Raw genomic sequence first — 26,234 nt, forward strand, 5'->3', positions numbered from 1 at the left:
TCCTCCAAAGCAACAGAGGCCGACGGCACCCGGTACGTCACATACCGCCCGCACGGGACAAGTTCGCCAGGAACCCCCCCGGCCGCGTCATCCCCACCCTCAGGGACGAACGATGCTCCTGAGGCGTTCCCGGAGTGGACGATCTCTGCCCGCCGTCTGTCCGCGGTCCGCCCGTGAGCTGCCCGCGATCCGTCCGCGATCCACCAGCGAGGTGCCCGTGAGCTGCCCGTGAGGGGGGAAGCTCAGCGGCTGTTGGGTCGCAGGGCGTCCCACCGCACCGTGATCTCGCCCTGCCGCCACCGCCGTACCCCGTCCGTCACCGGCCAGTCGGCCGCCACCGCCCGCACCGCCGCGATCCAGCGCTGCCGCGCGCCCAGCGAGGCGTACGGGGAGGCCGCCGCCCACGCCCGGTCGAAGTCCCGCAGGAACGCGTGGACCGGCTCGCCCGGCACATTGCGGTGGATCAGCGCCTTCGGGAGGCGTTCCGCCAGGTCGGAGGGGCGCTCCAGCGAACCGAGCCGGGTCGCGAAGGTGACCGTGCGCGGCCCCTCGGGCCCCAGGGCCACCCAGACGTGCCGGCGACCGATCTCGTCGCAGGTCCCCTCCACCAGGAGCCCGTCCGCGTCGAGGCGGGCACACAGCCGCGCCCAGACCTCGGCGACCCGGTCCTCGTCGTACTGGCGCAGCACGTTCGCCGCCCGGATGAGCAGGGGCCGCACGGCCAGGGGCACCTCGAAGCCGCCGTGCACGAAGGTGAGCCCCTCGCGCTCGTACGGCTTCGCCGCCGCGACCCGGTCCGGGTCGATCTCGATCCCCGCCACGGCGGTACGGGGCTCGGCGGTACGGAGTCGGGCCAGCAGCTCGACCGCGGTCCAGGGGGCCGCCCCGTACCCGAGATCGACGGCCACGGGTGTCCCGGCGCGGCGCAGGGCGGGTCCGTGCGCGTCGGCGATCCAGCGGTCCATGCGGCGCAGCCGGTTCGGGTTGGTGGTCCCGCGGGTGGCGGTGCCGATGGGGCGCTGGCGCATGGGTCGAGCGTATGCGACGCGTCGCGGGGCACCCGGCCGCGGTGGGCCCCGCCGGTCCGGGAGAGGCCCAGTGCGACGCGCCGCCGACCGCGTAATGATTTGGCAAAGAGGAAATGAAAGGCGGCGTTCCACTGTTCTGACCCTTCAGGAGGGTCCTCACGCCCTCTCCCGCAGCATGCCCCTATCGAGGAGGACCGACGAGGTGAGCCAGTACGTCTCCCGGCTCGGCTCCACCCGCGCGGCCGCGCGCCTCAGGTTCCCCGGAGGCTTCTCCGGGGCCTCCCGGAAGCCGCGCCGCGTCGCGATGCTCTCCGTGCACACCTCCCCCCTCCACCAGCCCGGTACCGGCGACGCGGGCGGGATGAACGTCTACATCGTCGAGCTGGCCAAGCGCCTCGCCGCGATCAACATCGAGGTCGAGATCTTCACCCGGGCGACCACCGGCTCCCTGGCCCCCGCGGTCGAGCTGGCCCCCGGCGTCCTGGTCCGGCATGTCGACGCGGGACCGTACGAAGGTCTCGCCAAGGAGGACCTGCCCGCGCAGCTCTGCGCCTTCACCCACGGCGTGATGCAGGCCTGGGCCGGTCAGCGTCCCGGCTACTACGACCTCGTGCACTCCCACTACTGGCTCTCCGGCCAGGTCGGCTGGCTCGCCGCCCAGCGCTGGGGCGTCCCGCTCGTGCACGCCATGCACACCATGGCCAAGGTCAAGAACGCCGCGCTCGCCGAGGGCGACACCCCCGAGCCGCCCGCCCGGGTCATCGGCGAGACCCAGATCGTGAACGCCTCCGACCGCCTGATCGCCAACACCGCCGAGGAGGCCGACGAACTCGTCCGCTTCTACGGCGCCGACCCGGCCGCCGTCGCCGTCGTGCACCCCGGCGTCAACCTCGACCGCTTCCGCCGGGCCGACGGCCGCGCCGCCGCGCGCGCCCGGCTCGGCCTGCCGCAGGACGCGCTGATCCCGCTCTTCGCGGGCCGCATCCAGCCGCTGAAGGCCCCGGACGTGCTGCTGCGCGCGGTGGCCGTGCTGCTGGAGCGGGACCCGTCGCTGCGCTCGCGCATCGTGGTGCCGGTGGTCGGCGGGCCGAGCGGCAGCGGTCTCGCCAAGCCCGAGGGGCTCCAGAAGCTGGCCGCGCGGCTCGGTATCGCCGACGTCGTACGGTTCTGCCCGCCGGTGGGCCAGGACCTGCTGGCGGACTGGTTCCGGGCCGCGTCGGTGCTGGTCATGCCGTCGTACAACGAGTCCTTCGGCCTGGTCGCCATCGAGGCCCAGGCGACCGGTACGCCGGTGGTCGCGGCGGCCGTGGGCGGGCTCCCGGTGGCGGTGCGCGACGAGGTCAGCGGCTTTCTGATACCCGGGCACGAGCCGGAGGCGTACGCCCGTGCGCTCGGGCGGTTCGTGGACGCGCCGGAGCTGGTCGATCGCATGGGGGCGGCCGCCGCGACACACGCCCAGTCCTTCGGCTGGGACACCTCCGCCTCGGCGACCGCCGACGTGTACACGGCCGCGCTCTGCGACCACCGCCGCCGGGCCCGGGCGCACCACGGCTGAGGCTGCCGGGCGCGTGCGGCGTACGGCCCTGTCGTAGGCTCGCATCATGGCTGACGTACCGGACGAAACCGCAGCGGCCCAGGTCATCGAGGCGACGCTGAACGACGCCGGGCTCGTGTGGGAGAGCCCGGGGCGCGGCAACTACGTCGTGACGCTGCCCGGCACCCGCAAGCTGTCGACGACCTGTTCCCTGATCGTCGGCAAGCACTCACTCTCCCTCAACGCGTTCGTCGTCCGGCACCCCGACGAGAACGACGCCGAGGTGCACCGCTGGCTTCTGGAGCGCAACCTCCGCCTGTTCGGGGTGAGTTACGCCATCGACTCGCTCGGCGACGTCTACCTGGTCGGCAAGCTGCCGCTGTCGGTGGTCACCGCCGAGGAGCTGGACCGTCTGCTCGGCGTGGTGCTCGAAGCGGCGGACGGGGCCTTCAACACGCTCCTGGAGCTCGGATTCGCGAGCTCGATCCGCAAGGAGTACGCGTGGCGGGTGGCGCGCGGCGAGTCCACCCGGAATCTGGACGCGTTCAGCCACCTGACCCGGGGTGCGTCCGACAGCTGACGCCCGCCCTCCCTGATGCGGGAAGGCCCAGAAGGATGCGGGAAGGTTCGAGAGGGTTCAGGAAGGTTCAGGAAGGTCCAGGAAGGTTGTACAGCCGTTCCGCACAGTGCATTCACAGAATGATCACAACAAAATGACGATCACGGCAGGGCGTTGCTGGACCGGACTTCGCTCGCAGGTTCGATCGTAAAGTGTGGATCACTGCGACGGTCCGTCCCGGGCGGCCTCGAATCGCCGTACGGGGAAAGGGCGGTTGCTCCTCGAACCGGAGAGAAGAACCATGCGCGCCACTGCCGTACGACGGACCGCCCTCGCCGCCTCCGCGGCCGCCCTCGCCCTGCTGGCCACCGCCTGCGGCGGCTCGTCGGACGCCGACGCCAAGGACGGCAAGGACGAGAAGGGCGCCGCGAACGGCAGCAGCTCGGCCCCGAAGACCCCCGCCAAGGCGCTCACCGCCGCCGAGCTGGAGACGGCCGCCCTCGCCCAGGGCGACGTGAAGGGCACCAAGATCACCAAGACGGGCCCGGCCGACGAGGTCCCGGCGGACGGCGTCAAGGTCGACAAGGAGGCCTGCCTGCCCGTCGCCCACGCCATGTACGGCGTGGCGCAGAAGGGCGCGCTGGCCACCACGAAGCGCAGGGTCATCGACGAGCCGAAGACCGACGGCAAGAAGTCGCTGGAGGACGTGGCGAAGGGCGAGGGCGCCGACGCGTTCAAGGACGCCTTCAACCTGACGTCCACGTTCGTCGCGCTGCACTCGTACGAGGGGACGGCCGGCCCGGACGCGTTCACCGCGCTGAAGAAGGCCGCCGTGGACTGCGCGGGCGGCTTCACCGCCACGGTCGCGGGCACGCCGACGAAGGTCGTCTCGATGGCCGAGGAGAAGATCACCGGCGGCGACGAGGCCGCGGCCTGGACGGTCACCTCCGAGTCCGACGGCGCCACCGCACCGGTCAAGCTGGTCGCGCTGCGCAAGGGAGGCTCCGTGGCGACGTTCTTCGCCTTCAACCTGGCGGCGGCGGGCGGCGACGTGAAGTTCGAGCTGCCGACGGCGGTCGTGGCGGCGCAGGACAAGAAGCTCGCCTGACGTACGCCCGCGGCGCCTCTGTCCTGATGCACCACGGGGCAGGGGCGCCGCGGCCGTGGGGGATCAGGGCAGAGGCACGAGCCGGACGACGGTCACGGTCAGGACGGACCGGGAGACGTAGTAGAGGACGATGGCCCCGGCGACGGTCGCCTCACGCCGGTCCCGTTCGCGCTTGACGGCGGAGGAGGCGTGCCCGTACGGCTCCTCGCCGAGGGTGCGGACCATCGCGTCCCGGAAGGACTCGCCGCCGCTCATCTTGGCCAGGGTGTCGTCGGCGGGCGGTGCGTAGGAGATGCGGAAGCTCAAGCGACGCTCCGCCTCTCGGCCTCGTCCCGCGCCAGCCGGTCCAGGATCTTCTCGGCCTCGGGGTCGGGGACGGCCTCCAGCATCCAGTGCCGCATGACGGCCTGGATCTCGTGCACCCCCGCCTCGTTGATCGCGAGATCGAACTCCTCGCGTCTCTCCTCGGGGAGCGTCGCCCGGATGTCCGGGATGCTGTTGGGCACCTCGACCTCGGTACCGCCGACGAAGGTCTTCAGAGACTCACCCATGATCGCTCTCCTCGATCTCCTTGCCCTGGAGGGTCCGCCGCCACGGACGGCGTGACGGCATGGGCTCACCGTAGTGCGTACACGAGGGATTCCGGCCGGTCCGGCCGGGCACGGATCGGCCACGGATCAGGTACGACGCGGCACTTCGCGTTCAGCCCCCGCCGAGCCTCGCCGCGACCCGGTCGCGCAGGAGCGCGTACTCCTCCTGAAGCCGCGGCAACTCGCCGGGCGGCCGGACGACCACCTCACCGCCGACGACCGTCTCCTCGGGCCCGAACTGCTCCCGGGTCAGGTCGATTTCGACGCCCAGGCCCAGCCGGTTCCACCAGTGGAAGTCGGTGCGTACCCCGTCGACATGCACCTCGCCCCGGATCAGCTCGCCGCCGAGCAGGTCGTTGAGCACCATGGCGGTGACCCCGCACTGATCGCGCGCCGGGTTGTCCGGGGTCCAGCTGTCGCGGTACTCCGGGGTGCAGGTCTCGGCGCTCCAACTGCCGCGCAGGGCCTGTTCGATGTCGGTGAGCAGGTGGATCGTCATGGAGACCATCGTGGCAGGGGGGACTGACAGCGCCCCCGTTCCGTGGCCCCGGGAATTGCGTCGACAGACGTCCCGGCCTCCCGGCAGAGTGGTCGTCCGTGACCAGCAGCGAACTGTGGACCCGAGAGACCGCCGACCGCTACGACGCCGAGGAGGCCGAGAACTCCTCGCCCGCCGCCCTCGGACCGACCCTCGACTTCCTCGCCGGACTCGCCGGGGACGGCCGGGCCCTGGAGTTCGCCATCGGCACCGGGCGCGTCGGCGTGCCGCTCCGGGAGCGCGGCGTACCGGTGACGGGCATCGAACTGTCCGAGCCGATGGCGGCGGTGCTCCGCCGCAAGGCCGACGAGGACACCCTCCCGGTGGTGATCGGGGACATGGCCACCACGGTCGTCCCCGGCGAGTTCACCCTGGTCTACCTCGTCTACAACACCATCGGGAACCTGCTCACCCAGGACGAACAGGTGGCGTGCTTCGAGAACGCGGCCCGCCATCTGGCCCCCGGCGGCCGGTTCGTCATCGAACTGACCGTGCCGCCGCTGCGGTTCCTGCCGCCCGGCCAGGTCGCGGTGCCGTTCGACGTGTCCGAGCGGCACCTCGGCTTCGACACCTTCGATCTGGTCGAACAGACCCTCGTCTCGCACCACTTCACCCGCGACGGCGACGACGGCCGCTACCGCCGAGGCACCTGCCGCCAGCGCTACGCCTGGCCGGCCGAACTGGACCTGATGGCCCGCATCGCGGGGCTGGGGCTGGAGAGCCGGGCCGAGGACTGGAACGGGACGCCGTTCGGCCCGGACTCCGCACAGCACATCTCGGTGTGGCGCAAGCCGGTGGCCTGAGGTCCCCCCGCCCCGGCCCGGACGAACTCACATCCGCTTGAGCCCGACGTACTGGAGGGCCGCGAAGCCGCCGACCGTCAGGCTCTGCAGCACGATCCAGACCGCACCGACGCCGGTCGGGGACAGCACACCGGAGACCACGACCACCAGGCTGAGCACGACCCACAGCAGGTTCGCCACGATGACCGCCGTCAGTCCCGTGCGGCTGATCTCCTTCCGCGTCCCGACGGCGAGCACTCCCACCGCGTAGAGGAGCAGGAACGCCCCGACGGGGTACTGGACCGCCGTCGTGACGCCGAAGAAGGAGTCGAGCACCGTGGCGAGCGCCAGGTACGCGATGCCGTTGAGGCCGGTGGCCACCGCGTCCAGCTTGAGCGCCAGCCGGGCGAAACCGTCGGTTCCCGTCGCCCTTGCGTCTGAGGCAACCCGGTCGTACCGCGTCGAAGCCATTGTCGTCTTCCTTTCGTGCACAAGGGAGTTGCCCGATACGGAAGAGGAATCTCCGCGGGGCCGCCGAACAGTGCCGAAGGTAGGCGGCCCCCTGGAGGCCATCAATTACCTCCGAGGTCATCAGCCCTTCGCACCAGGCGACCTGCGCCCCCCGGACTCGTAGGGGGCCCGGGAAACGCGAAGGCCCCTCACCTGCCCGAACAACGCAGGTGAGGGGCCCGACTACGTTCTCTACTTCTTCTTGCCCTGATTCTTCACGGCCTCGATGGCCGCCTTCGCCGCGTCCGGGTCGAGGTACGTGCCGCCCGGCTTCAGCGGCTTGAAGTCCGCGTCGAGCTCGTAGGAGAGCGGGATGCCGGTCGGGATGTTGAGGCCCGCGATGTCCTCGTCCGAGATGCCGTCCAGGTGCTTCACCAGCGCGCGGAGGCTGTTGCCGTGCGCGGCGACCAGGACCGTGCGGCCCGTGAGGAGGTCCGGGACGATGCTGTCGAACCAGTACGGGAGCATGCGGACGACGACGTCCTTCAGGCACTCCGTGTCCGGGCGCAGCTCCGGAGGGAGGGTCGCGTAGCGCGCGTCGTCGAACTGGCTGTACTCGGCGTCGCGGGCCAGCGGCGGCGGCGGGGTGTCGTACGAGCGGCGCCACAGCATGAACTGCTCCTCGCCGAACTCGGCGAGCGTCTGCGCCTTGTCCTTGCCCTGGAGCGCACCGTAGTGGCGCTCGTTCAGGCGCCAGGAGCGGCGGACCGGGATCCACAGGCGGTCGGCGGACTCCAGGGCCAGCTGCGCGGTGCGGATCGCGCGGCGCTGGAGGGAGGTGTGCAGGACGTCGGGGAGCAGACCGGCGTCCTTGAGCAGCTCACCGCCGCGGACTGCTTCCTTCTCGCCCTTTTCGGTGAGGTTGACGTCCACCCAACCGGTGAACAGGTTCTTCGCGTTCCATTCGCTCTCGCCGTGGCGGAGGAGGATCAGTTTGTACGGTGCGTCGGCCATGAGCCCGAGCGTAATCGAACCCGTGCGACCCCCGCGCGCCCGCCCGTAACGCGGACAGCGCCGGGCCCCGGGCGCCGGGTCCCGGCGCCCGGACGATTGACGGGGGGCGTCAATCCAGTGGCGGGCGGGGAGCCGGGGTTCGTAATGTCTCGAACGGGTCGGGGGGTGTTACCCGAGGCCCGTCTCCGTATCCGTCCGTACGTCCCGTGGGGGGAATCCTTATGTCCGTCGCCGGTCTGCGCACAGCCGCCCGCGAGACCGTCTCCGGGATGCCCCGCGAGTTCTGGTGGCTGTGGACCAGCACCCTCGTCAACCGCCTCGGCGCGTTCGTCGCGACCTTCATGGCCCTCTACCTGACCCTGGACCGCGGCTACTCCGCCTCGTACGCGGGGCTCGTCGCCGCCCTCCACGGGCTCGGCGGGGTCATCTCCTCGCTCGGCGCGGGCGTGATGACCGACCGGCTCGGGCGGCGGCCCACCATGCTGATCGCCCAGGTCTCCACCGCCGTGTCGGTGGCGGTGCTCGGGTTCATGCAGCACCCGTTCGCCATCGCCGCCGTGGCGTTCTTCGTCGGTATGGCGAGCAACGCCTCCCGCCCGGCCGTCCAGGCGATGATGGCGGACATCGTGCCGCCGAAGGACCGGGTCCGGGCCTTCTCGCTGAACTACTGGGCCATCAACCTCGGCTTCGCGATCTCCTCCGCCGGGGCCGGATTCATCGCCGAGTACAGCTACCTCGCCGGCTTCCTCGGCGAGGCCCTGATGACGCTCGTCTGCGCCGTCCTGGTCTTCGTGAAGGTGCCGGAGTCGCGGCCCGAGGAAGCCGTGGTGAAGACCGTCGGCGGCAAACGGCCCAAGGACGAGGTGCGGCTCACCACCGTCCTGCGCGACGGACGCTTCATGGGTGTCGTGGGGCTGTCGTTCCTGGTGGCGCTGATCTTCCAGCAGGGGTACGTGGGGCTGCCGGTGGCGATGGGTACGGACGGGCTGTCCAGCTCCGACTTCGGGACCGCCATCGCCGTCAACGGCGTGCTGATCGTGGTCCTCCAGATCCCCGTCACCCGCTTCATCCAGGACCGCGACCCGCGCCGGCTGCTGATCATTTCCTCGCTGCTCGCCGGGTACGGCTTCGGGCTCACCGCCTTCGCCGGGTCGGTCGCCGCGTACGCCCTCACCGTCTGCGTCTGGACGCTGGCCGAGATCGTGAACGCGCCCACCCAGACGGGCATCGTCGTCCAGCTGTCGCCCGCGAAGGGCCGGGGCCGCTACCAGGGCATGTACACGATGTCCTGGTCGGTGGCCGCGCTCGTCGCGCCGCTGATGTCCGGCTTCGTCATCGACCACTACGGCGCCGCCTGGCTCTGGGCCGCCTGCGCCGTCATCGGCACCGTCGCCGGGTTCGGCTACTGGCTGCTGATGCGCACGCTGCCGCGCGAGGAGCTGGTCGCGGTGGAAGCCCTGCCGGAGCCCGCGCCCGTGCCCGCCGAGGCCCGGCCGGACCAGGCCGAACCGGAGGCCGCACCCGCGGCGGCGGTCGAGCGGGCCTGCTGAAATACGGCGCGCGGTGCCCATCCGGAACGGGGGTCCGGGCGGGCACCGCGCGCTTCTCGTACCTGTACGCGCACCCGCGGGTACGGGTCAGCCGCAGCAGCCGCCGCACTGGCACGGGGCACCGGACTGGCAGCCGCACCCGCAGCCCGCCCCGCATCCGCAGGCGCCGAGCAAGGTCAGGTGCACCACTTCGGTCGGGGTCTCCTGCTGGGGTTCGGTCGTGGGGGAATCGGCCATGGTCCCTCCTCAGGGCATACCGCTGGGCGGCGGACGCCTGTGCGCCGCCGCCGGGGACGTACGGCACGGCCCACCGATCCCGGCCATGGCGCCGCCCCCCGCCCCATTGCATGCCCATCCCGGCAGGCGCATCAACGGCGCACACGTGCAGGAACGTATGTGCGGCTCGCGTACGCCGGTGAGCGCCGGTGGTACGTCGGAGGCGCCCCCGGCTCGTCCCCTCCGGCCCGTCCCCCCCCCCGGCCCGTCCCCGCGCACCCTCGACCGTGCCCCCCTCCGGCGGCGCGCCCTCGCCTACGCGCCCTCGACCGGGGCCGCCGCCTGGATCTCGTCCGCGTGCTCGCCCGTCACCAGGTAGACGACGCGCTTGGCGACCGACACTGCGTGGTCGGCGAAGCGCTCGTAGTAGCGGCCCAGCAGCGTCACGTCTACCGCCGTCTCGATGCCGTGCTTCCAGCGGTCGTCCATCAGGTGCTTGAACAGCGTGCGGTGCAGCAGGTCCATCTCGTCGTCGTCCTGCTCCAGCTGGAGCGCCAGATCGACGTCCTTGGTGATGATGACCTCGGCCGCCTTGGCCATCAGGCGCTGGGCGAGCTGGCCCATCTCCAGAATCGTGGCGTGCAGGTCGTGCGGGACCGCCGACTGCGGGAAGCGCAGCCGGGCCAGCTTCGCCACGTGCTGGGCGAGGTCGCCCGAGCGCTCCAGGTCGGCGCTCATCCGCAGCGAGGTCACCACGATGCGCAGGTCGGTGGCGACCGGCTGCTGGCGGGCCAGGAGCGCGATGGCGCGGGCCTCCAGGTCGTGCTGGAGGTCGTCGACCTTCTGGTCGCCGGCGATCACGTTCTCCGCCAGCGTCAGGTCGGCGTCGAGCATGGACGTGGTCGCCCGCCCGATCGCCGATCCGACCAGCCGGGCCATCTCGACCAGGCCTTCTCCGATCGAATCGAGTTCCTCGTGGTAAGCGTCGCGCATGGAAGTCCCTCTCCAGTTCCAGACTGAGGCCGGGGTCTCGGACCGACCCCCACGGTGCCACGGTGGGGCCGTAACGCGTCCGGATCCGGCCCCCTAAGTGAACCGGCTCCTACCCCTCGGTGAACTCTGGGCGACGAGTGTTCGAGATGGCACTCGGACGGCTGGGAGGGACTCGTCGCACCCGCATAACCTTGAAGCATGGACGTGAACGCGGCGGTCGCCGCAGCTGCGGCGATCGCCGGTCTTCTGACCGGCGTGATCGCCATGCTGGCGTTCCGCTGGAGCGAGCGCGACCTGAAACGGCCCACGCGCACCTCGCTGCGGCCCGACAGCAACGCCGCCCTTCCCCCCGGAGTGGACACCGTCCTCTCCGTCCTCAGCTCCTCCGCAGTCGTCCTCGACGAGAGCGACAGCGTGGTCAAGGCCAGCTCGGCGGCGTACGCCCTGGGCCTGGTCAGAGGCGGCCGGCTGGCCGTCGAGCCGATGCTCAACATGGCCCGGGACACCCGGCGGGACGGCGAGATACGGCAGGTCGAGCTGGACCTGCCCCGGCGCGGTACGGGCCGGGGGGACACCCTCGCCGTCTCCGCCCGGGTCGCCCCGCTCGGCTCGCGGCTGGTGCTGCTGCTGGTGGAGGACCTCACCGAGGCCCGCCGGATAGAGGCGGTACGGCGCGACTTCGTCGCCAACGTCAGCCATGAGCTCAAGACCCCGACCGGAGCGCTCTCCCTGCTCTCCGAAGCGGTCATGGACGCCTCCGACGACCCGGAGGCGGTGGAGCGGTTCGCCGGGCGGATGCAGATCGAGGCGACCCGGCTCACCAACCTCGTACAGGAACTCATCGACCTCTCCCGGGTGCAGAACGACGACCCGCTGGAGGACGCCGAGCCGGTCAAGGTGGAGACGCTGGTCGCCGAGGCGATCGACCGCTGCCGCCAGCAGGCCGGCTCCAAGCAGATCACCATGGCCTCCGCGGGCGCCGAGGGCCTCACGGTCTGGGGCAACCGCGGCCAGCTCGTCGGCGCGCTCGGCAACCTCGTCGAGAACGCCGTCAACTACAGCCCCGCCCACACCCGCGTCGGCATCGCCGCACGCCGCCTCGCCTCGCCCGGCGGGGACCTCATCGAGATAGCCGTCACCGACCAGGGCATCGGCATCTCCGAGAAGGACCGCGAACGGGTCTTCGAACGCTTCTACCGCGTCGACCCGGCCCGCTCACGGGCCACCGGTGGCACCGGTCTCGGCCTCGCCATCGTCAAGCACGTGGCCGCCTCGCACGGCGGGGAGGTCACCGTCTGGAGCTCCGAGGGACAGGGCTCCACCTTCACCCTCCGGCTGCCCGAAACGGGCGCCACGAGGGAGCGCACCACCGGCGGACCGCTTATCGTCAACGGCGACGACGAGGGGCCGTACGAGACCGACACCTTTGACCCCTTCCCTGCCCCGGAGGCTCTTCCGTGACCCGAGTGCTTGTCGTCGAGGATGAGGAATCCTTCAGCGACGCCCTGTCCTACATGCTGCGCAAGGAAGGTTTCGAGGTCGCCATCGCGGCGACCGGCCCCGACGGGCTGGACGAGTTCGAGCGCAACGGCGCCGACCTGGTCCTCCTCGACCTGATGCTGCCCGGCCTGCCCGGCACCGAGGTGTGCCGCCAGCTCCGCAGCCGCTCCAACGTCCCGGTGATCATGGTCACCGCCAAGGACAGCGAGATCGACAAGGTCGTCGGGCTGGAGATAGGAGCCGACGACTACGTCACCAAGCCCTTCTCCTCCCGCGAGCTCGTCGCCCGCATCCGGGCCGTCCTGCGCCGCCGCGGCGAGCCGGAGGAGGTCACCCCGGCCGCCCTGGAGGCGGGCCCGGTCCGGATGGACGTCGACCGGCACGTCGTCACCGTCTCCGGCGGCAAGGTCGACCTCCCGCTCAAGGAGTTCGACCTGCTGGAGATGCTCCTGCGCAACGCGGGCCGCGTGCTCACCCGCATGCAGCTCATCGACCGGGTCTGGGGCGCGGACTACGTCGGCGACACCAAGACCCTCGACGTCCACGTCAAGCGCCTGCGCGCCAAGATCGAGCCCGACCCGGGCGCCCCGCGCTACCTCGTCACCGTGCGGGGCCTCGGGTACAAGTTCGAGCCGTAGACCGCGGGCCGGGCGGTCATGTGCACGCCTGTACACGCCTGTACACGCCTTTGTACGCCGAAGGGCGCTTCCCGGTGGGGGAAGCGCCCTTCGGCGTGTGTGCTGCGGGTACTGCCGCGTCAGTCGGCCGCGGGCACCGAGGCGGCGTCGCCCGCGCCCTGCGCGGCCGCATCGCCCTGTGCGCCCGTCTCGCCCTGGCCCGTGGCGCCCTCGGCGGCCGCGCCGTCCGCCGGCGTACCGCCCGTCGCGCCCTCGGTCGCGGCAGGGGTCTCGCCGTTGCCGGTCGCCTCGCCCGAGGGGGTCGGGCTCGGCTTCGGGGCGGGCGGCTCGGCCTGGGGGCTGGGACCGAAGTCCTTGAAGAAGCCCTCGGCCGGGAAGACACTCGCGCCGAGGCCGACGTCGCCGGTCCGGCTGAGCTTGAAGACGACCTGCTGGACGTCGCCGTTGCGCGCGGCCTCGCCGCTGTTCTCGATCACGGCGGCGGCGTTGCCCTTGCCGCCGATGATGACCTGACCGCCGGCCGGGACCACGATGGGGCCCTTGCCGCCGGCCGCCTGGAGCTTCACCTCGACGTTGCTGCCGGGCAGCGTGATCGCCTCCAGCACCTCGCGCTCGGTGCCGTCGTTGAACAGCGTCGCGGTGACGACGGCGGGACCGTCCGTGCCCGCGCCCGGCTGCGTGATCACGTTGACGTTCTGGACCTTGATGTCGTCCACCGAGGTGGCCGGGTTGTCCGGCCGGATCTTGAGCGTCTCGGCGTTGTTGCCCGCCGCACAGGCGGACAGGGAGAAGATCGAGAGCGCGGTGGCGGTGGCGGCGAGAGCGCCGTGTCGAAGGCTGCGGCTCACGGCGGCGGCAACTCCTTGAACGTTCGGACTGCGGACTTCGGACGTCGGGCGTCGAGCGGTGGTGTAAAGCCGCCCTAAGGGTGTGTCAGCGGCCTTAGGCTACCGAGCCGCCGCGCCCGCCCTGCACCCGACCCGCCTCTATGGGGTGTCTCGTCGGCTCCAGGGGGTGTCTCGGCGGCCGGGCGTGGGGCCGATCGGCGATCGAGGGCGGGGCCCGGGCCGCCGCAGAGGCGTTCTACCGGCCGGTAGGCCATGTGCCGTTCACATAATCCGCGTGATCAATTCTCCCGGGCGCCCCGCCGCTTCTTCCTCCTTTCCGGTTCGCGGCTTCTTCGCCTTCGTGTTCCGCGACGGAAAGCGCCGGCCGGCACATGGCTTGATCAAATTCATTGCGGTCGGACAGTTACGCCCGTACGGGTGAGCGATCACCGAACGGAGTAGGGAAAGATCGCTATCCCGAAACCGACAAAACGGGACTTTCGTCCTCTTCTGTAGGGCTTCCGGGCCGTGTGACGTGGATGTTTCGCCCCGGGCGCACAGCGGCTCCGACCTGCGAATACCGCCCTCCGGATACCTTCCGCAGCACGTTCGTGTTGCTGTTGTCAAGCCCCGAGATATGCCCTGACCTGCGAAAACGCCATTCAGGAGAGGCGATTCTCGTGTTACTCTGGATAGCCACGGAAGGGGTACCTGTCACATGACGTTCAAGGTTGGCGACACCGTGGTCTATCCCCATCACGGGGCCGCGCTGATCGAGGCTATCGAAACTCGCCAGATCAAAGGCGTGGACAAGACCTACTTGGTGCTCAAGGTCGCCCAGGGCGACCTGACGGTCCGTGTGCCGGCGGACAATGCGGAGTTCGTAGGCGTGCGCGACGTGGTCGGGCAGGACGGGCTGGACCGGGTCTTCGAGGTGCTGCGTGCACCGTATGCCGAAGAGCCGACGAACTGGTCCCGGCGTTACAAGGCAAATCTCGAGAAGCTCGCCTCCGGCGATGTCATCAAGGTCGCGGAAGTCGTCCGTGACCTGTGGCGTCGGGAGCGCGAGCGCGGTCTCTCCGCCGGAGAGAAGCGCATGCTCGCCAAGGCCCGCCAGATCCTGGTGAGCGAGCTCGCCCTCGCGGAGAACACGAACGAGGACAAGGCCGAGGCCCTGCTCGACGAGGTCCTCGCGTCCTGAAACCGGATCGCACCGGTCGTATGAATGTGCCGCGGTGCCCGCTGACCAGCCGTTTTCACGCTGTGTCGTCGGGCGCTGCGGCATGTTCGGACCTGGATCCGCAGCTGCCGCGGTATCGGAATCCGTGAACAACCGAATCCGTGTACATGCGGATCCGTGTGGAAGATCCGTGTGGAAGGGGCCGTCGAGTGAGGGCGGCCCCTGTGCTGCGTGAGCCCGATGCGGCCCGTACTCGACCGGGCGGGTACTCACGGAAGGGGCCCGGTGCGAGTCAGGGTGTCACACCCGGCTCGCTGGGCCCCTACCCATGTCGGTCGTGGAAACAAACCTGCCGAACCCCGGGACCTTCATCCCGGAGCCTCGGAACCCTCGGAACCCTCGGACCTTCGGAGTGCAACCGATGTCATCGACGCCACCCCCGGCCGACCGGCCGCGCCCTCCCCGTACCGCCGCGGTGATTCCCGCGGCCGGGCGGGGCGTGCGGCTCGGCCCGGGCGCGCCCAAGGCCCTCCGGGTGCTCGGCGGGACGCCCATCCTGATCCACGCCATCCGCGCCATGGCCGCGTCCCGCGCCGTCTCCCTCGTCGTGGTCGTCGCCCCGCCGGACGGCGCACCCGAGGTGAAGCACCTCCTCGACGAGCACGCGCTGCCCGAGCGCACCGACTACCTGGTGGTGCCGGGCGGTGAGACCCGCCAGGAGTCCGTCCGCCTCGGCCTCGAAGCGCTGCCCGAGGACATCGCCGTCGTCCTGGTCCACGACGCCGCCCGCCCGCTGGTGCCGGTCGACACGGTCGACGCCGTCGCCGCAGCCGTACGGGACGGGGCACCCGCCGTCGTCCCCGCGCTGCCGCTCGCGGACACCGTCAAGGAGGTCGAGCCCGCCGCCGCGCCCGGGGAGCCGGAGCCGGTGCTCGCCACCCCCGTACGGGCCAGACTGCGCGCGGTGCAGACGCCGCAGGGCTTCGACCGGGACACGCTGGAGCGGGCCCACGCCGAGGTCGCGGTCGACGGCGAGGGCGCCACGGACGACGCGGGCATGGTGGAACGCCTCGGCCGGCCCGTGGTCGTCGTCCCCGGCCACGAAGAAGCGTTCAAGGTGACCCGGCCGCTCGATCTGGTGCTGGCCGAAGCGGTACTCGCCCGCAGGAGGGCCAACGATGGTTTCTGACACGTCCGCGGCGGGGCCCGCCCCCGTCATCCCGCTCGTCGGCATCGGCACCGACATCCACGCCTTCGAGGAGGGCCGCGAACTGTGGTGCGCGGGCCTGAAGTGGGAGGGCGAGGGACCCGGCCTGGCCGGCCACTCGGACGCCGACGTCGTCGCGCACGCCGCCTGCAACGCGCTGTTCTCCGCCGCCGGCCTCGGCGACCTCGGGCAGCACTTCGGCACCGGCCGCCCCGAGTGGTCCGGGGCCGCGGGCATCACCCTGCTCACCGAGGCCGCCCGGATCGTCCGCGCCGGGGGCTTCGAGATCGGGAACGTCGCCGTCCAGGTCGTCGGCCTCCGCCCGAAGATCGGCAAGCGGCGCGAGGAGGCGCAGAAGGTGCTGTCCGCCGCGGTGGGCGCCCCGGTCTCGCTCTCCGCCGCCACCTCCGACGGGCTCGGCTTCACCGGTCGTGGTGAGGGCATCGCCGGCATCGCCACCGCCCTGGTCTACCGGACCCGCTAGGTCCTGGGGCCCGCCGACCGGGGGGCGTTCACCCTTCCGGCCGGACGTGGCGGGAAGGAAGCGGGACCGCGCGCGGTTGCCGGGTAGGAGCAGCATCGGAACACCGGACCGGTGCCACCGACCCGCAGCGCACAGGAGGACGTACGCATGACCGCCGCACTCTCCACCGAGCTCAAGAACCTGCTCGACACCCCCGTGTTCGTCAACATCGCCACCATCCAGCCCGACGGCAGCCCCCAGGTCTCCCCGGTCTGGGTCAAGCGCGACGGCGACGACGTCCTCATCTCCACCACCGTCGGCCGCCGCAAGGAGAAGAACCTCCGCCGCGACCCGCGCGTCACCGTCGTCGTCCAGCCCTTCGACGCCCCGTACAGCTACGCCGAGATCCGCGGCGAGGCGACGCTGACGACGGACGGCGGACAGGAACTGATCGACGAGCTCTCGGTGAAGTACACCGGCAAGCCGTACGCCGAGTTCAACCCGAACTCCGGTGCCGACGACCCCCGCGTCGTCGTCCGCATCTCGCCGCGCAAGGTCGTCGGCAGCATCTGAAGCCCGGCGACTTCCCCCTCGTACGGCCGGAAAACGCTCTCCGGGGTGTCCAGAACCATCCCGGTACCAGAAAGTTGTCCCCGCGATCCCCAAGGGTCGCGGGGCACTGGTGTCGGCCTACTACCCTTGAGGCGTGACTATTCGCCTGCACGACACCAGCGCCCGGCAGATCCGTGACTTCGTCCCGCTCACCGCGGGCTGTGTCTCGATCTACCTCTGTGGCGCCACCGTCCAGGCAGCACCGCACATCGGCCACATCCGCTCGGGCCTGAACTTCGACATCATGCGCCGCTGGTTCACCTACCGCGGCTACGACGTCACGTTCATCCGGAACGTCACCGACATCGACGACAAGATCATCGCGAAGTCCGCCGAGCAGGGCCGCCCGTGGTGGTCGATCGGCTACGAGAACGAGCGCGCGTTCAACGACGGCTACGACGTGCTCGGCTGCCTGCCGCCCACCTACGAGCCCCGCGCCACCGGCCACGTCCCCGAGATGATCGAGATGATGCGCGGCCTGATCGAGCGCGGCCACGCCTACGAGGCCGACGGCAACGTCTACTTCGACGTGCGCTCCCTCCCCGGCTACCTGGAGCTCTCCAACCAGGAGCTGGACGATCTGCGCCAGCCCTCCGGCGAGGGCGAGACCGGCAAGCGCGACCCGCGCGACTTCGCCATGTGGAAGGCCGTCAAGCCGGGCGAGCCCAGCTGGGAGACCCCGTGGGGCCGAGGACGGCCCGGCTGGCACCTGGAGTGCTCGGCCATGGCCCACAAGTACCTGGGCTCCGCCTTCGACATCCACGGCGGCGGTATCGACCTGATCTTCCCGCACCACGAGAACGAGATCGCCCAGGCCAAGGCCTACGGCGACACGTTCGCCAACTACTGGGTGCACAACGGCTGGGTCACCCTGGCCGGCGAGAAGATGTCGAAGTCGCTGGGCAACTCCGTCCTCGTCAGCGAGATGGTCAAGCACTGGCGCCCCATCGTCCTGCGCTACTACCTCGGCACCCCGCACTACCGGTCGATGATCGAGTACAGCGAGGAGGCCCTGCGCGAGGCCGAGTCCGCGTTCGCCCGCATCGAGGGCTTCATCCAGCGCGTCACCGAGAAGGCGGGGGAGACCGTCGCCCCCGCCGCCGAGGTGCCGCCCGCCTTCGCCGAGGCGATGGACGAGGACCTGGGCGTCCCGCAGGCCCTGGCGATCATCCACACCACCGTCCGCCAGGGCAACAGCGCACTGGCAGCCGACGACAAGGAAGCCGCCGCGGCCCGCCTCGCCGAGGTCCGGGCCATGCTCGGCGTCCTCGGCCTTGACCCCCTCGACCCGCAATGGGCGGGCGAGGGCGACCGCAGCGAGGACCTGCACGGCGTCGTCGACACCCTCGTGCGCCTCGTCCTCGACCAGCGGCAGTCGGCCCGCGCCCGCAAGGACTGGGCCGCCGCCGACGCCATCCGCGACCAGCTGGGCCAGTCCGGCCTCGTCATCGAGGACAGCCCCACCGGCCCCCGGTGGACGCTGGGACCGCGCTGAGCGAACCTCTGAGCAGGGCAATGGTGCCGCCCGGCGATCCGGGCGGCACACTGATGAGACGTACACGATCCGCATCCGCATGTGGATCGAGGATTTACAGGAACAGGTAGGTCATGGCCGGGAACAGCCAGCGCAGGAACCGCCGCACGTCCAACAAGAAGGGCGCGCAGGTCGGCAGCGGTGGCAAGCGACGCCGTGGCCTGGAGGGCAAGGGCCCGACCCCGCCCGCGTCCGCCCGCAAGGGACACAAGAAGAACCGGGTCGCCAACGCCCAGGCCAAGCAGGCCGCGGCCCGCCGCCCCGCACCCCGGCGCGGCGGCGCCAAGGGCACCTCGGAGATGGTCGTCGGCCGCAACCCGGTCTACGAGGCCCTGCGCGACGGCGTCCCCGCCGTGACGCTCTACGTCCAGCAGTACATCGACAACGACGAGCGCGTCCGCGACGTCCTCAAGCTCGCCGGCGACCGCGGCAACATCAACCTGATGGAGGCCCCCCGCCCCGAGCTGGACCGGATGACGAACGGCCTGAACCACCAGGGCCTCGTCCTCCAGGTCCCGCCGTACGAGTACGCGCACCCGGACGACCTGCTCGCCGCCGCCGACGACAACCACGAGGACCCGCTGATCGTCGCCCTCGACGGCGTGACCGACCCGCGCAACCTCGGCGCCATCGTCCGCTCGGTCTCCGCGTTCGGCGGCCACGGCGTCGTCGTCCCCGAGCGCCGCGCGGCCGGCATGACCGCCGGAGCCTGGAAGTCCTCCGCCGGCACGGCGGCCCGCACCCCCGTCTCCCGGGTCACCAACCTCACCCGCGCCCTGGAGGGCTACCAGAAGGCGGGCCTCACCGTCGTCGGCCTGGCCGCCGACGGCGAGCACACGGTGGAGGACCTGGAAGAGCTGGACGGCCCGGTCGTCATCGTCATCGGCAGCGAGGGCAAGGGCCTCGGCCGGCTCGTCGGCGAGACCTGCGACTACCGGGTGCGGATCTCGATGCCGGGCGGCGCCGAGTCGCTCAACGCCGGTGTCGCCGCGGGCATCGTGCTGTACGAGGTGGCGCGCCGCCGCGCCTGAGGCTCCTCGGACGTGCGGCGTTCGCCCGTCGACAGGCCCGCCCGCCGGGCGCATTGACGGGCGAACGCCGAACACCCATCCAGGATGCCCGAGTTTGGCCTGATCTTGACGGGTCTCGGACACATCCGGTGCGGTCAAGGCAGTGTCCTAAACACACATCACTCGGTTAGATGAGTGTGGACACCAGAACGCCTCGGTTCGACGAGCAACCCGCCCTGAGCATGACCAAGGTGGACAGCGACCCCGCGCAGGTCATCGTCAACCACGCCAGCTTCCGGGTGCAGCTCGCCCCGGGCCAGCGCGCACGGCTGCGCGGTGCCCCCGCGGAAACGGCCCGCATCCCCGCCATGAGCGGCGCCGGCGGCGGCCGCAGGCGGGCACCCGTCGTCTGGAGCGGCAAGTCCGCCCCCGGCGACCCCGGCGCGACGGGCCTCCTCCAGGCCGTGCGCAACTCCACCGCCGGGCACCTCGACGCCGGACTCGGCGCGGCCCCCGGCGGCGGGCACGGCCACGAAGCGGGCGCGACGCAGGTCATCCCGCTCCTGGAGGAGACGCAGCCCAACCCCGTACTGACCGCCCCCCACCAGCCGGGACGCACCGGCCCCCTGCTGCCGCCCATGCGGCAGGCCGTCGGCGCGTACGACGACCCGCTCGACGGACCCGCAGGACCCGGCGACGACTACGACGACGCCGACTCCCCGGAATCCGCCGAATCCGCCGACGCCCGCGCCCGGCGCGGAACGGGCGACCCCGTCCGGCACGCCTACTACCCCGGCCACCGGATGAACCTGGGCGTCGTCCTGCTGCCCATGCGGGTCCTCCTCGGCTTCATCTCCATCTACGCCGGCATGGGCAAGCTGTGCGACCCCGTCTACTTCGACGGCGGCGAGCGCGGCTCGATGGTCAAGTGGCTGACCTCCCTCCACCCCTGGGCGGTCGCCGAACCCCTGCGCGACTTCGCACTCTCCCACCCGGTCGGCGCCGGACTGACCGTCGCCTTCCTCCAGGTCGTCGTCGGCGTCCTCACCGTCCTCGGCCTCTGGCAGCGGGTCGCCGCCGCGTTCGGCGCCCTGCTCTCCGCCGCCCTGCTGGTCACGGTCAGCTGGCGCCAGGTCCCGGTGTACGACGCCCCCGACATCATCCTGCTGGCCGCCTGGAGCCCACTGATCATCGCGGGCGCCCCCGTCTACTCCGTCGACGGCCGCCTCGCCGGGGAGGCCTGGCGCAAGCTCGGCCCCCGCTCCGAGATCTGGGACCTGCGCCGCCGCGTCCTGCGCCGGGGCACCGTCGTCGCGACCGTCGTCGTCGGCCTCACCCTCCTCATCGGCTCCATCCTCGGCGGCGCCGTCCGCTCCACCGAGGTCGTCACTGTCCCCGGCCGCAACGACAACCCCACCAACCGCCTCCCCGGCATGCCACTGCCCCAGGAGTCCACCGGCGAACGCCAGGCCTCCCGCACCCCGGAGCAGCAGCGACAGCCCCAACCCACCCCCTCCGGCGCGGCCGGCACCCCCGCCACCGGGCAGGCCAGCCCCGGCGCGACCCGCGACACCGGCGGCCAGAGCACCGGCCAGGGCACCCAGCCCAGCCAGACCCAGGGCACCGGCCAGGCACCCCCGCAGCAGACCACCCCGCAACAGCCCCCGGCCGCCACCAGCACCGGACCCACCTCGTCCGGCTCCACCAGCGGCGACCCCGCCACGGGCGGCGGCGGCGAACCCGCCCCCACCGGCGGCTCGACCTCCTCCGGCGGCGAAGGATCCACCTCGGGCGGCGGCGGCCGGAACCCGATCGGCGGACTCCTCGGCTGACCCGTACGGCACACGGACGAAAGGGCGCCGCCCACCCGGCAGGAGGACCGGGAGGGCGGCGCCCTTTCCTGTGCGCGTACGAGCAGCCGCCAGGCACGGGAACTCTCAAGCGCCGGAACTCTCAGGCACGGGAACTTTCAGGTGCGGGACGGATCAGGAGCCATGGGCCCCCAGCTCGCGGGCCGCCTCCGTCAGATCCTTCGCGGTGTCGATGGCCCGCCAGTACGCCCCGTTCGGCAGCGGATACCCGGCCAGCCGGCGCTCGCGCGCGAGCCGCGGGAACGTGGTCCGCTCATGGTCACCGCGGTCCGGCAGCAGCTTCGTGAACGCCGGCGAGAACACGTACACCCCGGCGTTGATCAGATACGGGGACGGCGGCGACTCGATGAAATCCGTGATGTGCCCGAACGCGTCCGTCTCCACCGCACCCCACGGAATCCGGGGCCGGGCGAGAGCCAGAGTGGCGGTGGCGTCGCGCTCCGCGTGGAAGGCCGCCATCTCCCGCAGGGAGAAACGGGTCCAGATGTCACCGTTCGTGGCGTACCACGGCTGATCGGCGTCGGGCAGCCGCTCGGCCGCGTACCGCAGCCCGCCGCCGCGCCCCAGCGGCTCCTTCTCCACGACGGTGGTGACCCGGAGCGGCAGGACGGCCTCCTCCAGCCACTCCTGGAGCACCTCGGCCAGATGACCGCAGGAGACCACGGCGTCCGTGACCCCCTCGGCAGCCAGCCAGGACAGCTGATGGCCGATGATCGGAGTCCCGGTCCCGGGGATCTCGACCATCGGCTTGGGGCGGTCGTCGGTATAGGGCCGCAGCCGCGACCCCTGGCCACCGGCAAGGATCACGGCCTGCGTCGGATACGTATGCATGGCAGGCACGATATGCGGTGCCCGCCCACGGAAGGCGGCGCATGACGCGACCGCCTCCCGGACTCAGCTTCCGGAACTCAACTTCCGGTGCTCGGCTTCCGGACTCAGCTGAACTGGGCGACGCCGGAGGCGAACGAGGTGTCGCAGACCGGCCGGGAGAAGCGGTGCGCCCGGGTCGGGCCGTACTGCTCGACGGCCGCCTTGCCGAGCGCCTTCGCGATCGACATGCAGTGACGGGCGAGCGACGGGCGCTGCTCGACGGCCCGCTGGAGACCGGTGAGGGCGGTGCCCGGGTCCTTCTCCTGAAGCTCCACGAGCAGCTTCTCGCGCAGGACATCCTGCGGGGCGTGCGGCTTCGCGGGCTTGGACACGGTCTCCGAGGAGGCGGCCAGCAGCTGGGAGTCCTGGTCCGACGCCGCCCACGGAACACTGGTGACCGCGAGGGTCCCGGACAGAACCATGACGACGGGCAGGACGAGAGCGAGGGATCGGCCGATGCGGCGCGCGGTGTGGGTCACGCAGCGAGCGTAGCGGCCGGTGATGACTTGGCGACAATTCGTCACCCTCGCGGGGGATGGTTCGACGCGTCCTTTCGAATACGAGGTTGACGGGCGAGGGTGAAATGCCCAGTGTGCCGGGGTATTTGACGCCACCCGGCGCCGAAACCCAAACCCGCCGGGACCACGCAAACGGCCCCGCGCCGCCGGGCGTTGCCGGCGGACGCGGGGCCGTGCGTACGGCAGGGGAGACGGGTCAGTTGGTGAGCCGCTCGCCGGTGGAGGTCGCGAAGACGTGCAGCTCGTCCGGGCGCGGGACGACGTGCAGCTCGGTGCCCTTCTCCGGGACGGCACGGCCGCCGACACGGACGACCAGGTCCTTGTGCTCGCCGCCGACCTGCGTGGAACCGTAGACGAACCCGTCGGCGCCGAGCTCCTCGACGACGTTGACGGAGACGGCGAGACCGGCCGGCTCCTCCGAGGAGTCCTTGGTCAGCGACTTCGCGGCGGCGCCACCGTGCTCGACGATGTCGAAGTGCTCGGGCCGGATGCCGACCGTGACGGTGGTGTCACCGCGGTCCGCGGCGGCGGAGAGCGCCTCGCGCGACACCGGCACCACGCTGTTGCCGAACTTCACACCGCCGTCGGTGATCGGGACCTCGACGAGGTTCATCGCGGGCGAACCGATGAAGCCGGCGACGAAGAGGTTCGCCGGGCGGTCGTACATGTTGCGCGGCGAGTCGACCTGCTGGAGCAGCCCGTCCTTCAGCACGGCGACCCGGTCACCCATGGTGAGGGCCTCGACCTGGTCGTGGGTGACGTACACCGTGGTGATGCCGAGACGGCGCTGGAGCGAGGCGATCTGCGTACGGGTGGAGACACGGAGCTTGGCGTCGAGGTTCGACAGCGGCTCGTCCATGAGGAAGACCTGCGGCTCCCGCACGATGGCCCGGCCCATCGCCACACGCTGACGCTGACCACCGGAGAGCGCCTTCGGCTTCCGGTCCAGGTACTCGGTGAGGTCCAGCATCTTGGCGGCCTCTTCGACCTTCGCCCGGATCTCGGTCTTGTTCACACCGGCGATCTTGAGCGCGAAGCCCATGTTGTCCGCGACGGTCATGTGCGGGTACAGCGCGTAGTTCTGGAACACCATGGCGATGTCCCGGTCCTTCGGCGGCAGGTGCGTGACATCGCGGTCACCGATGCGGATCGCGCCGCCGTTGACGTCCTCGAGACCTGCGAGCATGCGCAGGGAGGTCGACTTGCCACAACCGGAGGGACCGACGAGGACGAGGAACTCACCGTCCGCGATGTCGATCTCGAGCTGGTCCACAGCCGGCTTCGTGGAGCCGGGGTAGACGCGGGACGCCTTGTCGAACGTGACACTGGCCATGATGGATCTTCTCCTCAACCGGCAGGAACGTGCCGGACGATCCGAGTAGGGAGTGGTCTGGTCCACTGAGTGAACCTGCGGTGACGTTACCTGGCGTTCATGTGTCCTGTCAGTACCTCTTGGGTCACGAAAAGTGCTTCGCGAACATGAGGGACGGAAGAGCAACGAACTTTTGACCCGCCCCCGTTTACGGGACTTCCTGCTTCAACACCCACTGCCGACCGGACACCACCCTGAGGGCGACACCCTGCGGGTCTCACACGGACTCCACAGGCATCACGGCCGACGGCCCGTCGGTCCGGCATGCACCTTCTTGTGTACCCCTGATCCGACTATGCCGTCAGTACCACATCCGGCATCTCGGACGCCCTGATCATCGAGGGCATGACCCGACCTGGTGGCAGCGCCGCTGCCACCAGCTCGCAGAGCCGCATCCCCTCGTCCCGCAGGTTCCGCGCCGCGTTCACATCCCGGTCGTGCTCAGCGCCGCAGCCCTCGCACGACCAGCCGCGTACGGCCAGATCCAGCTTCGGCCCGATCACCCCACAGGCCGAACACCGCCGTGTCGACGGAAAGAACCGGTCCACGACGACCAGCGTCCGCCCGTACCACGCGCACTTGTACTGCAACTGCCGGAACAACTCGCCCCACGAGGCATCCAGGATCGTCCGGTTCAGCCCCGCCTTTCGTCGACGGCCCTTGCCCTTCGGCGACCGTACGAGGGAGACGATGGACAGGTCCTCCACCACGAGCACTTGGTTCTCGCGCACGAGGCGGGTGGTGAGCTGGTCCAACGCGTCCCTGCGGACGTCGCCGATCAGGGCGTACAACCGGGCGATCTCCTGTCGTGCCTTTTCCCTGTTCTTCGACCCTCTCTTTTTGCGGTGCAGGCTTCGCTGGAGTTCCGCGAGCTTCGCCCCGTACTTCTTGAGCAGGCGGGGGTGGTCCACCTTCTCCCCGTCGTCCAACGTGACCAGCGCCGCCAGCCCGAGGTCCAGACCGACCGCCTTCGGTGCACCTCCGTCCCGCAGAAACACGGGAGGCAGCGGCTCAATCCGTTCCTCCACCAGTACGGAGACGAAGAAGCGGCCTGCACGATCACGGGTCACGGTCAGCTTCACCGGCCGCACGCCCGCCGGCAGCGGACGGGACCAGCGGATGCGTAGCGGCCCGGATTGCTTGGCCAACGCGATCAGCCCCGTACCCGGCCGTTCCGCGTCCTCCACCCAGCGGAAGCCCGTACGGACATACGTCGCAGAGTCGCGGGAACGCCCCTTCTTCTTACGCTTCGGGTACCTCTTCGAGCTACTGAAGAACCGCCCGAAAGCGGCGTCGAGATGGCGCAGCGCCTGCTGGAGAACGGTCGAGGACACCTCTTGGAGCCACTGCGTCCCCTCGGCGTTCCGCCAGCCCGTGAGTGCCCGACAGGACTCGGCGAAACCGAGCGTCACACGGTGCTCGCGCCAGGCCCTGTCCCGCAGGGTGAGGCCCTCGTTGTAGGCCCAGCGGCAGGCGCCGAAGGTCTTGATCAGCTGCTCGGCCTGGGCGGGGGTGGGGTAGCAGCGATACCGGTAGACACGCTGGCGGGTGTCGGCCTCCGGCGCCCGCCGTTGCATCGGCACGGCCACCCGCTGCCGATGCTTGACCGGGTCGGGTACGCCCAGTGCCTCGCGCTTGACGCGCTTGGCCTCCGCGCCGGTCACGCGGATCAGCTTGTTTTCCCCTGCGGCCACGACCCCTCCCCCTGTCCGATATTCGGATGGCACTGCAGTGCGTTCAACGAACAGGTGAGTGGGAGGTTATGGCTGCCCGATATACATGCTCGTGGGGGAGCGGGGCTGTGTAGAGTTGTGACGTTACTGGCGCGCGTCTGTGGCGTGTGTTCCTGCCTCCTTAGCTCAGTCCGGCCCAGAGCGGTGTACTTGTAATACACAGGTCGTCGGTTCGAATCCGACAGGGGGCTCACGGTGAAGCCCAGGTCGGATCCCCTCTGACCTGGGCTTCTTCCGTTCGTCTGCGGTGGGCGGCGCAGGCTCGTTCATGGGTCGTCCATCAGACTCTTATCGCGTTTCCCTACGGTTGCGGGCGAGGACCGAGCTGCTTGGGGGGACCACATGCTCCGCATCCACTTCAATGACGCGGATCTGGCCAGGACGCGGCTCGCTCCCGCTCCCGACCCGCTGTGAACCGCTCCGGGATCGGTGGAGGCTCTATGCGTTGACTCCAGCCGCCGGTTGGGGCTGGTGTTGAGCGTAGTGGTTGGTCTCGTGCTCGTGGGGCGGGATGTCGCCGATCGCTGTGTGGAGGCG

Annotated in this window: 27 protein-coding genes and 1 tRNA gene; 15 read left to right on the plus strand and 13 right to left on the minus strand. The window is 70.8% G+C overall.

Annotation, left to right across the window (positions count from 1 at the left end):
* Window positions 1–242 precede the first annotated feature (242 nt).
* Window positions 243–1,028, minus strand: a complete 786-nt coding sequence (locus IE140_RS33990; protein WP_150193478.1) for a class I SAM-dependent methyltransferase — start codon at window positions 1,026–1,028, stop codon at window positions 243–245.
* A 202-nt stretch (window positions 1,029–1,230) separates the two neighbouring features.
* On the opposite strand from IE140_RS33990, the gene mshA reads away from it, so the two are divergent.
* The 3 genes from mshA to IE140_RS34005 all read left to right on the plus strand — a co-directional run bounded on the left by mshA (window position 1,231) and on the right by IE140_RS34005 (window position 4,229).
* Complete coding sequence (gene mshA, locus IE140_RS33995; protein ID WP_109179142.1) at window positions 1,231–2,583, plus strand: D-inositol-3-phosphate glycosyltransferase; 1,353 nt, start codon at window positions 1,231–1,233, stop codon at window positions 2,581–2,583.
* A gap of 46 nt (window positions 2,584–2,629) precedes the next feature.
* Complete coding sequence (locus IE140_RS34000; RefSeq protein ID WP_032766337.1) at window positions 2,630–3,142, plus strand: type III secretion system chaperone family protein; 513 nt, start codon at window positions 2,630–2,632, stop codon at window positions 3,140–3,142.
* A 280-nt stretch (window positions 3,143–3,422) separates the two neighbouring features.
* A complete protein-coding gene (locus IE140_RS34005; protein WP_093445292.1) occupies window positions 3,423–4,229 on the plus strand; it encodes a hypothetical protein in 807 nt (268 codons plus the stop codon).
* Window positions 4,230–4,292: 63 nt separating this feature from the next.
* On the opposite strand, the gene IE140_RS34010 is transcribed toward IE140_RS34005, so the two are convergent.
* The 3 genes from IE140_RS34010 to IE140_RS34020 all read right to left on the minus strand — a co-directional run bounded on the left by IE140_RS34010 (window position 4,293) and on the right by IE140_RS34020 (window position 5,318).
* Window positions 4,293–4,535, minus strand: coding sequence for a hypothetical protein (locus IE140_RS34010; RefSeq protein WP_032766339.1), 243 nt, complete (start codon window positions 4,533–4,535; stop codon window positions 4,293–4,295).
* Complete coding sequence (locus IE140_RS34015; protein WP_010063563.1) at window positions 4,532–4,780, minus strand: hypothetical protein; 249 nt, start codon at window positions 4,778–4,780, stop codon at window positions 4,532–4,534. Before IE140_RS34015 ends, IE140_RS34010 begins: the two co-directional genes overlap by 4 nt.
* A 151-nt stretch (window positions 4,781–4,931) precedes the next feature.
* On the minus strand, window positions 4,932–5,318 hold the full coding sequence (locus tag IE140_RS34020) for a YunG family protein (protein ID WP_150193477.1): 387 nt from the start codon (window positions 5,316–5,318) through the stop codon (window positions 4,932–4,934).
* Between the two features lie 98 nt (window positions 5,319–5,416).
* On the opposite strand from IE140_RS34020, the gene IE140_RS34025 reads away from it, so the two are divergent.
* On the plus strand, window positions 5,417–6,160 hold the full coding sequence (locus tag IE140_RS34025) for a class I SAM-dependent DNA methyltransferase (protein WP_093445293.1): 744 nt from the start codon (window positions 5,417–5,419) through the stop codon (window positions 6,158–6,160).
* 27 nt (window positions 6,161–6,187) lie between these two features.
* Here the strand turns inward: IE140_RS34025 and IE140_RS34030 are convergent, their stop codons facing one another.
* Together IE140_RS34030 and IE140_RS34035 are read right to left on the minus strand one after the other, a co-directional pair.
* Window positions 6,188–6,610: a hypothetical protein gene (locus tag IE140_RS34030; protein ID WP_093445294.1), complete on the minus strand. Its 423-nt coding sequence runs from the start codon at window positions 6,608–6,610 to the stop codon at window positions 6,188–6,190.
* Window positions 6,611–6,841: 231 nt separating this feature from the next.
* Entirely contained in the window at window positions 6,842–7,603 is a 762-nt protein-coding gene (locus IE140_RS34035; protein WP_006125651.1) for a phosphoglyceromutase, read from the minus strand.
* 221 nt (window positions 7,604–7,824) lie between these two features.
* On the opposite strand from IE140_RS34035, the gene IE140_RS34040 reads away from it, so the two are divergent.
* Window positions 7,825–9,153: an MDR family MFS transporter gene (locus IE140_RS34040; protein WP_150193476.1), complete on the plus strand. Its 1,329-nt coding sequence runs from the start codon at window positions 7,825–7,827 to the stop codon at window positions 9,151–9,153.
* 87 nt (window positions 9,154–9,240) lie between these two features.
* Here the strand turns inward: IE140_RS34040 and IE140_RS34045 are convergent, their stop codons facing one another.
* Together IE140_RS34045 and phoU are read right to left on the minus strand one after the other, a co-directional pair.
* Window positions 9,241–9,390 (minus strand): hypothetical protein, encoded by a 150-nt coding sequence (locus IE140_RS34045; RefSeq protein WP_167533443.1) that lies wholly within the window; start codon window positions 9,388–9,390, stop codon window positions 9,241–9,243.
* A gap of 294 nt (window positions 9,391–9,684) precedes the next feature.
* Window positions 9,685–10,362 (minus strand): phosphate signaling complex protein PhoU, encoded by a 678-nt coding sequence (gene phoU, locus IE140_RS34050; RefSeq protein ID WP_073226069.1) that lies wholly within the window; start codon window positions 10,360–10,362, stop codon window positions 9,685–9,687.
* Window positions 10,363–10,560: 198 nt separating this feature from the next.
* On the opposite strand from phoU, the gene phoR reads away from it, so the two are divergent.
* Window positions 10,561–11,823 (plus strand): two-component system sensor histidine kinase PhoR, encoded by a 1,263-nt coding sequence (gene phoR / locus IE140_RS34055; protein WP_006125648.1) that lies wholly within the window; start codon window positions 10,561–10,563, stop codon window positions 11,821–11,823.
* Between the two features lie 5 nt (window positions 11,824–11,828).
* Window positions 11,829–12,500: a two-component system response regulator PhoP gene (gene phoP / locus IE140_RS34060; RefSeq protein WP_007446453.1), complete on the plus strand. Its 672-nt coding sequence runs from the start codon at window positions 11,829–11,831 to the stop codon at window positions 12,498–12,500.
* A gap of 119 nt (window positions 12,501–12,619) precedes the next feature.
* Here the strand turns inward: phoP and IE140_RS34065 are convergent, their stop codons facing one another.
* The gene (locus tag IE140_RS34065) at window positions 12,620–13,348 is read right to left on the minus strand and encodes a DUF461 domain-containing protein (protein WP_093445296.1); all 729 of its coding nucleotides are present in this window, start codon (window positions 13,346–13,348) and stop codon (window positions 12,620–12,622) included.
* A gap of 697 nt (window positions 13,349–14,045) precedes the next feature.
* On the opposite strand from IE140_RS34065, the gene IE140_RS34070 reads away from it, so the two are divergent.
* From IE140_RS34070 to IE140_RS34100, 7 genes are all read left to right on the plus strand, one after another.
* Window positions 14,046–14,528: a CarD family transcriptional regulator gene (locus IE140_RS34070; RefSeq protein ID WP_003953493.1), complete on the plus strand. Its 483-nt coding sequence runs from the start codon at window positions 14,046–14,048 to the stop codon at window positions 14,526–14,528.
* Between the two features lie 400 nt (window positions 14,529–14,928).
* Window positions 14,929–15,696 carry a 2-C-methyl-D-erythritol 4-phosphate cytidylyltransferase gene (gene ispD / locus IE140_RS34075; RefSeq protein WP_150197626.1) on the plus strand — a complete coding sequence of 256 codons (768 nt, stop codon included), beginning with the start codon at window positions 14,929–14,931 and terminating at the stop codon, window positions 15,694–15,696.
* Window positions 15,686–16,198: a 2-C-methyl-D-erythritol 2,4-cyclodiphosphate synthase gene (gene ispF, locus IE140_RS34080; protein WP_032781280.1), complete on the plus strand. Its 513-nt coding sequence runs from the start codon at window positions 15,686–15,688 to the stop codon at window positions 16,196–16,198. Before ispD ends, ispF begins: the two co-directional genes overlap by 11 nt.
* Before the next feature lie 147 nt (window positions 16,199–16,345).
* A complete protein-coding gene (locus IE140_RS34085; RefSeq protein WP_010063550.1) occupies window positions 16,346–16,750 on the plus strand; it encodes a PPOX class F420-dependent oxidoreductase in 405 nt (134 codons plus the stop codon).
* Between the two features lie 133 nt (window positions 16,751–16,883).
* A complete protein-coding gene (gene cysS, locus IE140_RS34090; protein WP_150197625.1) occupies window positions 16,884–18,284 on the plus strand; it encodes a cysteine--tRNA ligase in 1,401 nt (466 codons plus the stop codon).
* Between the two features lie 113 nt (window positions 18,285–18,397).
* Window positions 18,398–19,354 (plus strand): 23S rRNA (guanosine(2251)-2'-O)-methyltransferase RlmB, encoded by a 957-nt coding sequence (gene rlmB / locus IE140_RS34095; RefSeq protein ID WP_006125642.1) that lies wholly within the window; start codon window positions 18,398–18,400, stop codon window positions 19,352–19,354.
* A gap of 170 nt (window positions 19,355–19,524) precedes the next feature.
* The gene (locus IE140_RS34100) at window positions 19,525–21,165 is read left to right on the plus strand and encodes a DoxX family membrane protein (RefSeq protein ID WP_229827026.1); all 1,641 of its coding nucleotides are present in this window, start codon (window positions 19,525–19,527) and stop codon (window positions 21,163–21,165) included.
* A 153-nt stretch (window positions 21,166–21,318) separates the two neighbouring features.
* Here the strand turns inward: IE140_RS34100 and IE140_RS34105 are convergent, their stop codons facing one another.
* The 4 genes from IE140_RS34105 to IE140_RS34120 form a co-directional block, all read right to left on the minus strand.
* Window positions 21,319–22,035, minus strand: coding sequence for a nucleotidyltransferase family protein (locus IE140_RS34105; RefSeq protein ID WP_109175288.1), 717 nt, complete (start codon window positions 22,033–22,035; stop codon window positions 21,319–21,321).
* Window positions 22,036–22,139: 104 nt separating this feature from the next.
* The gene (locus tag IE140_RS34110) at window positions 22,140–22,553 is read right to left on the minus strand and encodes a hypothetical protein (RefSeq protein ID WP_010071240.1); all 414 of its coding nucleotides are present in this window, start codon (window positions 22,551–22,553) and stop codon (window positions 22,140–22,142) included.
* A 235-nt stretch (window positions 22,554–22,788) separates the two neighbouring features.
* Complete coding sequence (locus IE140_RS34115; RefSeq protein ID WP_150198346.1) at window positions 22,789–23,925, minus strand: ABC transporter ATP-binding protein; 1,137 nt, start codon at window positions 23,923–23,925, stop codon at window positions 22,789–22,791.
* 332 nt (window positions 23,926–24,257) lie between these two features.
* On the minus strand, window positions 24,258–25,658 hold the full coding sequence (locus IE140_RS34120; protein WP_229827036.1) for an RNA-guided endonuclease InsQ/TnpB family protein: 1,401 nt from the start codon (window positions 25,656–25,658) through the stop codon (window positions 24,258–24,260).
* A gap of 154 nt (window positions 25,659–25,812) precedes the next feature.
* On the opposite strand from IE140_RS34120, the gene IE140_RS34125 reads away from it, so the two are divergent.
* Window positions 25,813–25,888, plus strand: a tRNA-Thr gene (locus IE140_RS34125).
* Window positions 25,889–26,234 lie beyond the last annotated feature (346 nt).

Origin of the sequence: Streptomyces parvus (genome assembly GCF_014648875.1) — a bacterium.
Lineage (GTDB): Bacteria > Actinomycetota > Actinomycetes > Streptomycetales > Streptomycetaceae > Streptomyces > Streptomyces parvus.